The sequence below is a fragment of the Dictyobacter alpinus genome (assembly GCF_003967575.1).
Lineage (GTDB): Bacteria > Chloroflexota > Ktedonobacteria > Ktedonobacterales > Ktedonobacteraceae > Dictyobacter > Dictyobacter alpinus.
Genome location: NZ_BIFT01000002.1, coordinates 1,068,930 through 1,081,316, shown reverse-complemented (window position 1 = coordinate 1,081,316; position 12,387 = coordinate 1,068,930). Strand labels below are relative to the sequence as shown.

At 48.4% G+C, this 12,387-nt stretch carries 12 protein-coding genes; 8 read left to right on the top strand and 4 right to left on the bottom strand.

Features of this window, described 5'->3' with window-relative positions:
• The first annotated feature begins 5 nt into the window (after positions 1-5).
• The 5 genes from EL633_RS26860 to EL633_RS26840 all read left to right on the top strand — a co-directional run bounded on the left by EL633_RS26860 (position 6) and on the right by EL633_RS26840 (position 6,853).
• Positions 6-989 (top strand): polyprenyl synthetase family protein, encoded by a 984-nt coding sequence (locus tag EL633_RS26860; RefSeq protein WP_161982475.1) that lies wholly within the window; start codon positions 6-8, stop codon positions 987-989.
• A gap of 107 nt (positions 990-1,096) precedes the next feature.
• Complete coding sequence (locus EL633_RS26855; protein ID WP_126630348.1) at positions 1,097-3,649, top strand: MFS transporter; 2,553 nt, start codon at positions 1,097-1,099, stop codon at positions 3,647-3,649.
• A 250-nt stretch (positions 3,650-3,899) separates the two neighbouring features.
• Positions 3,900-4,379: a type II toxin-antitoxin system death-on-curing family toxin gene (locus EL633_RS26850; protein ID WP_126630347.1), complete on the top strand. Its 480-nt coding sequence runs from the start codon at positions 3,900-3,902 to the stop codon at positions 4,377-4,379.
• 43 nt (positions 4,380-4,422) lie between these two features.
• On the top strand, positions 4,423-6,039 hold the full coding sequence (locus EL633_RS26845) for a radical SAM protein (RefSeq protein WP_246039264.1): 1,617 nt from the start codon (positions 4,423-4,425) through the stop codon (positions 6,037-6,039).
• Positions 6,032-6,853 (top strand): class I SAM-dependent methyltransferase, encoded by an 822-nt coding sequence (locus tag EL633_RS26840; protein WP_126630346.1) that lies wholly within the window; start codon positions 6,032-6,034, stop codon positions 6,851-6,853. Before EL633_RS26845 ends, EL633_RS26840 begins: the two co-directional genes overlap by 8 nt.
• An 8-nt stretch (positions 6,854-6,861) precedes the next feature.
• Here the strand turns inward: EL633_RS26840 and EL633_RS26835 are convergent, their stop codons facing one another.
• A complete protein-coding gene (locus EL633_RS26835; protein ID WP_126630345.1) occupies positions 6,862-7,776 on the bottom strand; it encodes a CDP-alcohol phosphatidyltransferase family protein in 915 nt (304 codons plus the stop codon).
• Positions 7,777-7,908: 132 nt separating this feature from the next.
• Between EL633_RS26835 and EL633_RS26830 the strand changes: the two genes are divergently transcribed.
• Genes EL633_RS26830 through EL633_RS26820 form a run of 3 tightly spaced genes read left to right on the top strand, consistent with a single transcriptional unit; the run spans position 7,909 to position 9,684 of the window.
• Complete coding sequence (locus EL633_RS26830; RefSeq protein ID WP_126630344.1) at positions 7,909-8,460, top strand: hypothetical protein; 552 nt, start codon at positions 7,909-7,911, stop codon at positions 8,458-8,460.
• A gap of 18 nt (positions 8,461-8,478) precedes the next feature.
• Entirely contained in the window at positions 8,479-9,006 is a 528-nt protein-coding gene (locus EL633_RS26825; protein WP_126630343.1) for a hypothetical protein, read from the top strand.
• Positions 9,007-9,021: 15 nt separating this feature from the next.
• On the top strand, positions 9,022-9,684 hold the full coding sequence (locus EL633_RS26820) for a class I SAM-dependent methyltransferase (protein WP_126630342.1): 663 nt from the start codon (positions 9,022-9,024) through the stop codon (positions 9,682-9,684).
• 118 nt (positions 9,685-9,802) lie between these two features.
• On the opposite strand, the gene EL633_RS26815 is transcribed toward EL633_RS26820, so the two are convergent.
• The 3 genes from EL633_RS26815 to EL633_RS26805 all read right to left on the bottom strand — a co-directional run bounded on the left by EL633_RS26815 (position 9,803) and on the right by EL633_RS26805 (position 12,203).
• On the bottom strand, positions 9,803-10,573 hold the full coding sequence (locus EL633_RS26815; RefSeq protein ID WP_126631898.1) for an anti-sigma factor: 771 nt from the start codon (positions 10,571-10,573) through the stop codon (positions 9,803-9,805).
• Between the two features lie 80 nt (positions 10,574-10,653).
• A complete protein-coding gene (locus EL633_RS26810; RefSeq protein WP_161982474.1) occupies positions 10,654-11,295 on the bottom strand; it encodes an RNA polymerase sigma factor in 642 nt (213 codons plus the stop codon).
• A gap of 2 nt (positions 11,296-11,297) precedes the next feature.
• Positions 11,298-12,203: a DUF4397 domain-containing protein gene (locus EL633_RS26805; RefSeq protein WP_126630340.1), complete on the bottom strand. Its 906-nt coding sequence runs from the start codon at positions 12,201-12,203 to the stop codon at positions 11,298-11,300.
• Between the last annotated feature and the right edge of the window lie 184 nt (positions 12,204-12,387).

Sequence of the window (12,387 nt, the reverse complement as noted above, 5' to 3'; positions counted from 1 at the left end):
CGCATATGTCTAAATTTGACACTATCGAAGGAGCCCAACGCTTTCTTCGAGAGATGCTGGAGGATCTGCTACATGCAGATCCTCTTTATGCTGATGCACGCGTGGCATTAAGCCAGCCAGGCAAACTTCTCTGTCTTCAGGTTGAAACGCATAATGGTTTATGGCCTTTACTGGTCTGGTTTATTGCACGTGTGTATGCGCCGACCTTTGATGTTCAAACTGTTGGCCGTGGGGCACTGGCCATGGAGTGTCTGGTCTGCTCGTTTGATTTATATGATGATATTGAGGATGAGGAGACTACCTCCATTGTGGCTGAACTTGGCCATAAACGTGTGACCATGGCCGCAACCGCCTTGTGGTCGCTGGGACAGAGCCTCCTGCTTTCCCTGCATACTCATATGGCTGATGAACTGTTTCTATCAATGTTTACTGGCAGTTTACTGAAAATCCAGCACAGTATTGAAGGACAACATCTGGATATCCTTGCCAGTCGTCTGCCATGGACAAAGATGAGTGAGGAACAGATTCTTGAGATTTCACGCAAGAAATCTGGTTCACTTGCCAGTCTGGCGTGTCTGTTGGGGTCCACCCTTGGTGGGGCAGGGGTTGCTGAAATCGAGCTCTGGAGTGAGTTAGGATTGCGACTTGGAGCTGCCAAGCAGATTCACAATGACTGTTTTGATATGGATGAAGATTGGCAGCAAGGGAAAAAGACCCTGCCTATTCTACTCTCAGTTCTGCTTTCATCCGCTCCTGAATCTTCTGAGAATACAGTCGATGCAGAGGGAGACGATGTGTCGATTGAAGCACCTGCCGTCCTGGCATCGCTTTACGGACGCTGGGGCGCTTTGCTTCGTTATAATGAAGAGATGGAAGGTATTAAAGGGCTCTTCCAGCGTATTGAAGCGCTTGAAGCGCGTCCTTTTTTTCCTCTTCTTGCTCTTTTGATCGGTCTTGATCAAATTACTGATGTTTCTGAAGGCGAGTGAGTAGAAAGAATCTTTGTATGGTTGTGGGAAGAACTGCAAAGAGAATAGTTATAGCGCTTGGCTTTGTTGTTAATATGGGACTATTCCTTCTCAACTTGTCTTTTTTTATGTCACAGATGTCATCATCTTCCTGGGTCCTGTGGTTGCGCCTTGGGTTATCTGAGTTTACTGCCTTAAGTTTCCTGGCCGTTGGCTCGCTCGTCTGGTATTATGCGAACAATCGTCTGGTGGCTGTTCTGCTCTTTGGTTTCTGCTTTAGTCTGATGGGCGTGTTTACCGTCGAGATGGGGGCGGCGCTCGATATTTTCCTTTTTAGTCTGATCACATCTCTTCTATCTATACTTGCGGCCAGTTTCCTTGCCTCCATGTTGCTGGTTTTTCCTGATCGCGAAAAGAATGCAGCTTTTGCGCTGCGCTATCTACGTATTGTGGTTGGCATTAGCATCGTTGGTGGCCTCGCCATTGTCTATTATTATCTCGCAGGTTTGCCGGCCATTTTTCGTATTGTTTACGCTGGATCGATGTTTTGTTTGCTAAGTCTGTGTATCTTTCGCATTGTAATCATGTATATGCAAGCACCGTCGGATCAGCGCCAACGCTACTTGATTCTCTTTGGCGGAACGATTTTGCCGATTGCCTTGACCTTGATTGTCACCATTGTTCCAGTCCTATTTGGTTTAAAAGGTGTTCCAGGAGAAGTATCGAGTGTAGGCTTTGTGCTTATCCCACTCTCACTAGCCTATGTGATTCTGCGTTACCAGATTTTGATCATGGACTCTTATTTGTTTCAGCAGATCAGTCGATTGACCTGGATGTTCACCCTTGTTTCGCTGATGTACCTCATTCTTGTGCTGACACAGATCTGGCCCGAGCTTATCTCGTTTTCATCTTTCGCGCCGCTCACTTTCCTGTACTGTCTGTGTGGTATTGCCATGCGGCCAGTTGCCAATATCCTTACCGAGCGTATTTTCTATCCCAGACAACAGTACGTATCTAAGCACCTTGGCAGTGATTCATCCTGGGGCGAGCTATTTGAAGTTGAGGAGGTGTCGCAGGTCATTATGCATGAACTGGCAAGAAAGCTGGAAACGTTACAGATCGTGCTCTTTATTCTGGACGAAAAGCAGGGCCGTTATGTCGTTTCTCCTGCCCAGTTGTCGGATCATCAGCGTTATCTATTAGATATTCTCCATCGGCAAGTTGTTGATATAGAGCAGGCAATTCCCATTGAGCATAAGATTATACGTGCATTTCAACAAAAGCAAACGCCACAATTTCTCTCACAAATGTTGAGCCAGGAACAAAATCCACCATTGAGTCACTATCTTTCCTCACCCCATGATCCGCAAGAAATTTTGCTGGCACCTTTTGTTGTCTATCAAAAGATGCTGGGTCTGCTGGTACTTGGGAGTCGGGATCAACCATATGCAGGCACTGACTTCGAGATGATTATGGGGCTGTTGCAAACCTATGCCGCGCAACTCCATATCGCATTACATATGAAAAAATCGAATCAGCTCAATAGCCTGCTCAATCAATTATATAGTGTCACCTCTTCCCTGGCATTATCCTCAACTGATCAGGCAAGTGCCTCGATGAATATGGCGGTCGATGAAATTCTCGACCTCTATGCCAGTATCGCCGCGCAAGCGATTGCCGGGCGTGCTGAGATCTGGCTTATGGATCAGGATCACCAGTATTTATCCCGACAGGCACAGGCAGGTATTGGCCTGGGAATTCCCGTTGATCGCCTGCCTATGTCTGATGTGGATTGGATGCCACTCTACACATCCCCATCGCTCAAAGAAGCGCAACCCGTGTTGTCAGCCTTACCAGAGACTATTTCTCCCCATTCGTTTGTGCGCCTGCCCCTGACACGACGCCAGAAAAGTCAGCGCTTTGGGATTTTGTTTTTATTTTATACGTTCCCCTATATCATCTCCCCGCAAGAGGAGCGTATCTTTGCCGTTTATGCTAACCAATGTGCGGCCGCGGTTGAACTGGCAGAGCATATGCAAGAGATTCAGAGCATGTATGCCAGACAACATATGCTTGGTGAGTTGAAAGATCGCTTCTTAGCTATGGCTGGCTATGAACTCATCGCGCCATTACAGCAAATGCAACGCTATATAGATCTATTAGCCGATCCCGCTTTGAGCATGGAGCAACGTTCCAGCCTGCTCGCCAATAGCCTGGCCGCCTCTGACCTCTTTCTATGGAAGATCGAACAACTCTTAGATGCCGCACGCGACCGTTCCGCGCTGGTTATGCAGCCTATTTTACTAGCACCCTGTGTCGAACAGATTGTCAAGCGCTATCTGCAAGCCTATCCTGAAGCCGTTCCACCCCACATTGAAATTACTGCCAACGCAACCATCCTGGTCGATGAACTTCGTTTTTCGCATATTCTTTCGCGTTTGCTCATCGACATGTTTTCTCCCCAATGGTCGATCACACTCTCCTCCTATCCAAAGGAAGCGGAACAAAAGCTGGAACTGGTACTCCATTTTCATCCTGGCGAATACTCCTCCCATTTTCCTTTGTTTGAGAAGCTTTTAGACGAAATGGAATGTACATTTCAAGTACAGATCTCCCATGGTATCGCTATTATGCAGATTCCTCTAGCGGGAGCGTATACAAAAAAACGCCACATCAGCTAACAGGGCTTTTTCATGTTCGCAGGGAGATCACTAGCAAGCGATCAGATGTACATTATTTCAGGTGTGGAGTGTGTGGCGCGCGGCTGCAGCCGCGCGCCACACCCCGACCCGGCGCCTCAGGCGCCAAAAAGGAATATGAAAAGTCCCGATCAGCTGAATGCATTGTTCTTTTTGTGATTGATTGTCTGTTATACTATATGATCGTGCGTTGAGCGTTTGTAAGCTTTGAGCAAGAAGAAAGTTGGTTGAAATGAATAACGGCTATGAGCTAGCGTATCTCGATAACGAAACTGCTATACGCGCAAACCAGATTGCTGGTGAGAGTGGAGCGGTACGGGATATGAATGGGCTTGGATCAGCGATGGTTGCCCCACGGAACGCTGCCCTTTATCAACAGTCCAATATTGTGGAACAGGCGGCTATTCTTATCCAAAGGATTGCCCTCAATCATCCTTTTTTTGATGGCAATAAACGTGCGGCTTTTATTCTGGGAAGTACCTTGCTGATGCGCAATGGCTACCAACTGGCCTATCAAAATGAGCACGAGGAAATGGAACTGGCCTATACAATTGAGTCTATGATCGCCGAAAAAAAATTTGAAAATCTGGTACAATGGATTGAAAAGCATCTTATTGCCTCTGAAGATAAAGAAAGCTCTGATATAGAACAGGTTATGCAGTTCATTGCTAAAAGTCATCCACGAATTATTAAATATCTTGGTGAGAATTAAAGCAAGAAACTACAAAGAGCGGATATGTCAATAAGGAGATCCTGTGGATAAGCAGCCAGATCTGTCAATGCATGTGAATGCTTCTGCTGAGAGAACGGTAGCTACGACGCTACCGTCACAAAAACCGCTATCGCGCCAGAAAAAAGATGTCGATTACGTTTTCCTTGAATTAACTAGAAGCATTTGTCCCACTTGTCGCCGTGTTATTGATGCGCATATTCTGTTGCGTGACCAGAAAGTGTATATGCGTAAGCGCTGTCCTGACCATGGCGTGTTTGAAGGACTGGTCTATGGTGATGCACAGGCCTATGTTTCATCCACCCGGTTTAACAAGCCCGGTACCGTCCCCCTGGCCTATTCCACTGACATAGTGCATGGTTGCCCTCATGATTGTGGACTCTGTCCAGATCACCAGCAGCATGCCTGCCTGGGTATTATCGAGGTGAATAGTGCCTGTAACATGGATTGTCCATTGTGCTTTGCCAATGCTGGCGCAGGCTTTAACCTGACCTTAGAGGAGGTAGAAGGTATCCTCGATCATCTGGTGGAGACCGAAGGAAATCCTGAGGTTGTCCAGTTCTCGGGCGGCGAGCCTTCAATTCATCCGCAGATTATTGACATGATCAAGGCTGCGAAAGCGCGTAATATCCGACATGTAATGCTGAATACAAATGGGAAACGTATCGCGGATGATGATGAATTTCTGCGTCAATTAGGTGAGCTGCGCCCCTCAATCTACTTTCAGTTTGATGGTTTTGAAGCTGAGACCTATCGACAACTCCGTGGTGAGCCAGATATCTTACCACAGAAGTTACGGGCATTGGACCGTCTGGCAGAGATTGGAGCGCATGTGGTGCTGGTGCCGGCGGTCGATCGCCTGATCAACCTGCATGAAGTTGGCGCGATTGTCTCCTTTGGGCTGCAACATCCAGCGGTACGTGGCATCAACTTTCAGCCAGCGTTCCAATCTGGTCGCCATGGAGAGCATGATCCGATGCAACGCCTGACGATTCCAGACATCTTGCAAGCGTTGCAAGAACAAACCGGCGACATGTTGACCGTCTCGGACTTTGTCCCCGTTCCTTGCTGTTTCCCTACCTGTAACTCGGTTACCTATATCCTCAATGACGGCGATACCGTTCTGCCTATGACTCGTCTCCTCAATGTAGAAGATTATCTGGACTACATTACCAATCGTGCCGTGCCCGATATCTCAGAAGATATCAAGCAAGCACTGGAAGGACTCTGGTCCTCGTCTGCGGTGGCTGGCTCGGATAAAGCTGCGCAGCAATTCGCGCTGTCATGTGCCGCCTGTGGCTTGCCCGATGGATTGGATGTGACTGCCTTTGCCAAGAATATCTTTATGGTGATGCTACAGGATTTCATGGATCCCTGGACCTTTAATCAGAAGAACCTGATGAAGTGTTGTAAAGAGATTCTCTTGCCCGATGGGAAGCAGATTCCTTTCTGTGCTTACAATAATGTTGGCTATCGTGAGCAGGCACGCACGCAATTACAGGCGCGTGAACGCCAGCGCAATCAGGCCAGACGTGCCGGTGTGCCTTTTGAGCCGGAGCCACTGACCTTCTCTTTTGCACCTGAGGCTCAGAGCAATGTGATCCAGGTCACTCCAATGACCAAAGGATCTGCGCATGAATAGTAAGCCTGAGACCGTGACCGGCAATGATGATCAGGATCTGAAGTCCTGTTGCGCAAACGTCTATCAGAGCGATCTGGCCAGATTTTTGCTGGGAGACTCCTTTCATCCAGGTGGCATCGCGCTCACTGAATATCTTGGCACGCTCCTGCAACTTGGACCAGATAAGCAGTTGTTGGATGTGGCTGCTGGACAAGGCACAAGTGCTATCCATCTGGCACAGCGCTTTGGCTGTAATGTCCTGGGAATCGAGTATAGTGCGGTCTCAGTGGAGCGTGCTAACGAGGCGGCACAGGCCAGTGACGTAGCCCATCTTGTGACCTTTAAACAAGGTGATGCAGAACATTTACCTGTGTCTGCGGAGAGCTATGATGCGTTAATTTGTGAGTGCGCCTTTTGTACCTTTCCTAATAAAGCACTGGCCGCAACGGAGTTCCTACGCGTCTTGAAGCCGGGTGGAATGGTAGGATTAAGCGATCTCACGCGCAAGACAGCCGAAGTGCCAGCGGACTTACAGGGTCTGCTGGCCTGGATCGCTTGTATCGCGGATGCTCAGCCGCTTGAACGTTATGTACAGTATCTGGTAACGGCCGGATTCAGCATGCAAACGCTCGAGCAACATGATCAAGCGCTATCAGACATGGTGAGAGAGATCCACGGAAAATTGCTGGGCGCCGAACTCCTGGTAAAACTGAATAAGCTTCAATTACCTGGCACGATTGATTTTGGACAGGCTAAAACAATGGCCAGGGCGGCAGCGACCGCCATCAAGGCGCAACAGTTCGGCTATGCAGTGATGACGGCCTCAAAGGTGTAAGGCTATTTTTATTCTGGATGCGTGATAGTGTTCGTTGTCGTCGTATGTGCTTGCATATTCACAACGACCTGGGCTATCGGTGCGGCGATCAGCAAGCAAATAGTGATACAGAGTAACGGTGTCCCCAGAATGCTGGTAAATGTTACCAGGGAAGGCGGGGCCAGCAAAACAAGGAAATAAAGGCATTGTGCCAATCCTGCATACTTTCCTGGCCATGTTGAGCCGAAGCGCAGGGGATGGGCAAAGGCCAGATAGCTTAATAAGGCGGCTACCAAAGGAAGCAAGAAGCGTAGCAGCATGACTATCCCAACCCAGAGTGGTAAGATCCCATTTTGAAGAAAGATGATTATCAGGGATAAAGAGAGGCAGAAATCTGTCTCGGCGTCAGCGATCTGGCCCAGTCTGCTCTGTGTTTTTGTGCGCCGGGCAATTGAGCCGTCGAGGATATCCGTCGCGATAGCAAAAAGGAAAATCGCCAGCGCCAATCCTGATGTGACCACTAAGCCGCCAATCAGTCTGCCAACCAGATAGGATGCTGCCAATCCACGTAGCCAGGTGAGGTTATTGGCTATCCCGAGCGTGGGAAATAGCGTATTGTTGTGTATAGAGCGATTAAGGCCAAGATGCCAGAACAGGTCGCACTGTTGCCAGACTACGCAGAAGATAAGTCCTGGCAGTAAGCGCAGCGTATCGGGCAGACCTATACATAGACTGTTGGCGATCAAGATGGCCAGGGCCAGGAATGTTATGAAGGCAGTTGTACGTAGCCAGGAACGTTTGAGTGTTGAATTCTCAGTAGCGGTCTGGCAAGCCATGAGCCATGAACGCCATAAGAAAATTCCCCAGGCACGCGCCCTGAAGCGATCCTGGCGTAGTGTGAGTAATAGATCTACCACAAATGGTGAAGTCATATTCTCAGGCATAAAAAACGTTTCTGTATAGCATGGTAAGCTGGAAAACAGCTTTATTTTCTCTTGTTATTTTCGCACAATCGAGATGCGAACGCCATTTATGGTAGAATTTATCCATAGTCATCATATAAAGGGAGACCTATCTTGGAAACACATGAGTCCGATGTCGCACAAGCAGCGCTGCCAGAACTGCCTGCTCCGCAAGGAATTGGTATGGCGGTTGCCTTTGACTGGGGATTGGCCGCGCAGACCGCGTTTGTCCCGATTTATACTCTTTTCAGCCCATCGAGCACGATGAAGCTTCCCGGCCTTAATCCTATCCTTTTATTTGTCATTGCCTGGCCTGTGGCCTGTGTCTTTGCCTATTTTGGTGAGATGATACGCAGTGGACGCAATTGGGCACTCAGAATTCAGATCGTCGCCAATGCAGTATTATCCATTGCGGGCATTATCTCTCTATTTAATCTGTATCAGAACATCAGGATAGGTAACTTCTGGCCGCTCGTCACAACGATTATTCTGGTTATTTTCTCGCCGTTAATCGTCTGGCGTCTGACACGGCCTGCAACTGCGCAATGGTTTCAGCGGGTTACGCCTGCGCAGGCACGTCAACGCCATGGTGGTATCTGGGTGCTGTTCATTGTGCTATGGGGTATCGTTGGTGGTGTATTACAGACATTTGCTTCCATGAAATAAAACTACTGGGAGGAAGCTATGGGAAAAGAGCTTTTCGCGACCCCTGGTCGTCAGCATCGCCAGGCCTATGCACTGCTCCTGTTTGGTCTGATCTGTTTGTTAGGAGCCTGGTTGCTCCATCTTAATCCTTATCGTTTTCCGGTTGGCGTCTTTCTCCTTGGACTGGGGATGTTGCTTTCGACCTTATTTTATCCTGGCCGTTTAATCATCGCGGGTAGTCTGACTACAGCAGTAGGACTGGCCGTCTATCTGGGATTTAGCGGGTCGATCCCTGGTGGTCAGATCTTTCCCGCGTATATTCTGGCGCTTGGTGTTGGATTACTGGCTATCGCATTGGCTGCTCGTAGAGGATATGTGGGGAAGGGCGCACTATCACCGGCCTTGATTGTGATAGCTGTCGGTCTGATTGAGGTATTGCTGGTTGCCCATATGACGCCGCCCAACCTTATTCCTTTTGCGCTCTCTCTCTGGCTACCAGGCCTGGCCCTGCTGGTATTGGGCCTGCTCTATTTTTTCCTGAGTAGAAAACCTGGCAATGATCGTTAAAGGATAGGGTACCATATGCAATCATATTATAGTGGAAAGCGAGCAAGCGCTTACAATCGAAGCTGGAAAACCTTCTCCGAGAAGACACTGGCCGCGACTATCTCCACTATCGATCTCTCATCCCTAAAGCGTGTCGCCAGGTTACAGAGTCGCTCTTCTCATATCCTGGATGTCGCCTGCGGAACAGGACTATTATTGGAACGCCTTGGCCGCCTTGTGCCAGAGGCTGAATTGTATGGCCTCGATGTGAGTCCTGACATGCTTTCGCAGGCGCGCCAACTGCTTGAGCACCATCCACATACACATTTTGTGCAGGTAGCTTTGAATGCTACCGGAATGTCGAGCTTACCATATGCGCCAGCCACGTTTGATCTGATTACCTGTACCAACGCACTGCATTATCTGGATGATCCTGTTGCCGTATTGCAGGGTTTAAAATTGCTATTGGTTCCCCATGGACAGTTAGTGCTTGAAGATTATGCCAGACGCACCTTCCCATTACCCTGGCGCCTCTTCGAGTGGCTGATTAAACGTGTAGACCCTCAACATATTCGCGCCTATACTTTATCCGAAGCCATGCATCTTTGCCAGAAGGCGGGATTACAGGTCGTGGAGGCTAAAAATATTTCTATTGATGCGCTCTGGCAGGGTTGGGTTATGCGCATGGTATCAATATAAGATCTTGATGTCTGGGATTGTCGCGAGAGACAAAAAACAGGTGGTGGCAGTATTCTTTTACAGTAACACTGACGCCACCTGTTCTGGCTGGTAGCAACTTGTAGTAGTGACCTGAATGTTAAGAGGAATGGGTTGCTTTATTTAATTTCCCCAGCGCCACAACTGGTCCTGCCGGCCCATTTTTGCTTGCTGCTGGACCTGGTTCAAGGGTTACTGCGGTCGCATCATAATCCTGAGGGGATCCCTGAAAATCGACGGTAGCTATGCCATTTTTTATCTGAAGCAGTCCAACGCTGGTAGGTTGCTTGCCATGCAGTAGCCAGCCCTGATAGACTTGATTTCCTGTCGGGGTAGGGAGACCACGCATGGTTAAGGTACAGATCTGTGGTTTGTTATAGCAGGTCAGCTCTCCAGTTGTCGTTGCTTGATTCGTTGTACCCTGGATAGCATAGGTAGCACTTTGTACGGCAGGCGTTGAGAGTTTGGCCACCTGTTGTTGTAAAGAGTAATTCCATGTCGCCATACCTGCGAGGGCGGCAACCAGGATAATGGCAGCCACCGCCAGTAGTGCTGTACGCCAGGGTAAGCGGCGCTTTGCAGACGCTTGCCTGATATGCGCAACTGGTCGTTGGGGCAACTGCTCTGGTTCTGATGCTGACTGTGCTGTTTCTTTTTCCAGGCGCGCAAAAAACCGCTCTTTATGGCCGCTGATGGGCTCTACTTCTGGCACCGTGAGTGGCAGAAGATTCACTACAGGTTGTAACTGTTGGAGCAACAGAGTGCATTCGGGACAATTTGCCAGATGTTCCTCCGCCGCTTGCTTTTCCTCGGGTGTAAGAGCGTCCAGGATATATGCTCCCGAAAGTTCTTCAAAATCTTGGCATGTCATACGAATTTACTCCATCTTCCTTAGTAGCAGGTCAAAAATGCTGGACGGGTTAGATCTTTGTTTGATGCCGGACAATGTCTTCACGCTTCATTCACTCCCATCTGTTCCAGGCTCCGTTTTAAATGCATCAAGCCTAACCTCATCCTGGCTTTGACTGTCCCCAATGGGATGTGGCAACCTTCAGCGATTTCAGTATGTGTCCAGCCCTGAAAATACGCCAGTTCAATTACCATGCGTTGCTCTGTTGATAGCTTCATTAACGCTGCCCGCACCTGATCGCTTTGAACTGAGCGCCATACCTCATCCCAGGTATCGGAGAGGGCAACTGGATCATTGCTATCTGCCTCATCAAGTGTTACTTCCTGTAATACTGCGCGCCTTTGAATCGAGCGTAGGTAGTCAATGGCTCGATGATGTGTAATAGAAAAGAGCCAGCCACGTACCGGGCCCGATTGCTGGGAATAGGTGACTGAGCGTTTCCAGACGGCCATAAATGCTTCTTGCAGAAGATCTTCTGCAACCTGATGATCCGCGACTATCCGATAAGCAAAAGAGTAAAGTAGACGATAATAGCGATCATAGAGGAGCTCCAGCGCCCACTTGGCTCCGTAAGCGATGGCCTGTATTAACGTCTCATCGTTAATTTCATCTCCGTGGAGAGCCAGATATTCTGCCTTTGGTGCCTGTAAACGTGCAGCATTTGTTCGCTTCGAACTCCACATAACTATCCTTTTTTCATGTATTCTGCCGTCGGCGCCGTCCGAAGATCCTGCGGATTTTTTTGTATTTTGGCTGTAGCTAGAGAGCGCATCCGCCACCCGCCAGCTCCGACACATACCATAAGTAGCGCTAACAACGCGAACATCCAGGAAGGAGGCGTTGTCGTCCTGACCGTAGGATCACTGCCAGTTTGTGGCATACCTGGCAGACCTTGTTGTTCAGAGGTTACCAGTTGTAATTTAGGCTGTCCCTGGGCGACTCCAATCACGAAGATACTGGTTACCGTCCATGGTTTTAGTGTTACTGTAGATGAAAGGATCTCTTTTCCAGTATCCGCAGAAAGTTTGAAGTCATATGTTCCACTTGCCAGTGTTGTATAGGTACTTGCTTGTTGATACGATATAGCGTTGACTATTGTCTGTTCAGGAGTTTGTACCTCAGACGTGCCTGTTCCCGGTGATAGATGATACACACGTAGCTTGGTTCCATTATCCACAATACTATTATTATCCGCAAAGACTGTGAACGAAAAGCCACTTTGTTTGACACCAAGGGTTGCCACAGTATAAGACGTGCCAGATTTAACCTCCAGTGATTGGGTCACAATGGCCGCATTTATTCCTTTGCCAATTAGCGCCAGTTGCACTTTATGTGAACCTGCAGGAATGGGTATATAGTCTGTGACCGTGGCAAACTGGAAATTGCTTAAGAGCTTTTTCTCATCCACAAATACATCTACAATGCCAATATCTGGGGACGCGTGGATAATTCGTATATATGCACCGCTCTCGTCATCAGTTGTTGCCGCATGCGAAATTTTCGGCGTAGACAATACAACGATGACGATGCATATGCCAATCAAGAGCAAAAGACGGCGAGCTATATGCGCATTTAGCGATCCTGCCTTCATGCTGAAAGCCCCTCTCTCGTTAGTAAGCCATAGCAATTTTTTTTCTACACTCCATAGTTCAATAGCAAAGCAGTATTCCTTAATTTATGCTATAGAGGCGGCAAACCAAATTTTTACCATTATTGGAATGGGATAAAATAACCAGGCCCCTCTTTAGTAGTAGCTGTAAAGCAATACGTTATCC

What these genes read in the sequence shown, in the direction of transcription:
- EL633_RS26820 (WP_126630342.1), top strand. Translation starts at nt 9,022, where the DNA reads ATGCAATCATATTATAGTGGAAAGCGAGCAAGCGCTTACAATCGAAGC.
- EL633_RS26850 (WP_126630347.1), top strand. Translation starts at nt 3,900, where the DNA reads ATGAATAACGGCTATGAGCTAGCGTATCTCGATAACGAAACTGCTATA.
- EL633_RS26835 (WP_126630345.1), bottom strand. Translation starts at nt 7,776, where the DNA reads ATGCCTGAGAATATGACTTCACCATTTGTGGTAGATCTATTACTCACA.
- EL633_RS26860 (WP_161982475.1), top strand. Translation starts at nt 6, where the DNA reads ATGTCTAAATTTGACACTATCGAAGGAGCCCAACGCTTTCTTCGAGAG.
- EL633_RS26815 (WP_126631898.1), bottom strand. Translation starts at nt 10,573, where the DNA reads ATGACATGCCAAGATTTTGAAGAACTTTCGGGAGCATATATCCTGGAC.
- EL633_RS26805 (WP_126630340.1), bottom strand. Translation starts at nt 12,203, where the DNA reads ATGAAGGCAGGATCGCTAAATGCGCATATAGCTCGCCGTCTTTTGCTC.
- EL633_RS26855 (WP_126630348.1), top strand. Translation starts at nt 1,097, where the DNA reads ATGTCACAGATGTCATCATCTTCCTGGGTCCTGTGGTTGCGCCTTGGG.
- EL633_RS26840 (WP_126630346.1), top strand. Translation starts at nt 6,032, where the DNA reads ATGAATAGTAAGCCTGAGACCGTGACCGGCAATGATGATCAGGATCTG.
- EL633_RS26825 (WP_126630343.1), top strand. Translation starts at nt 8,479, where the DNA reads ATGGGAAAAGAGCTTTTCGCGACCCCTGGTCGTCAGCATCGCCAGGCC.
- EL633_RS26810 (WP_161982474.1), bottom strand. Translation starts at nt 11,295, where the DNA reads ATGTGGAGTTCGAAGCGAACAAATGCTGCACGTTTACAGGCACCAAAG.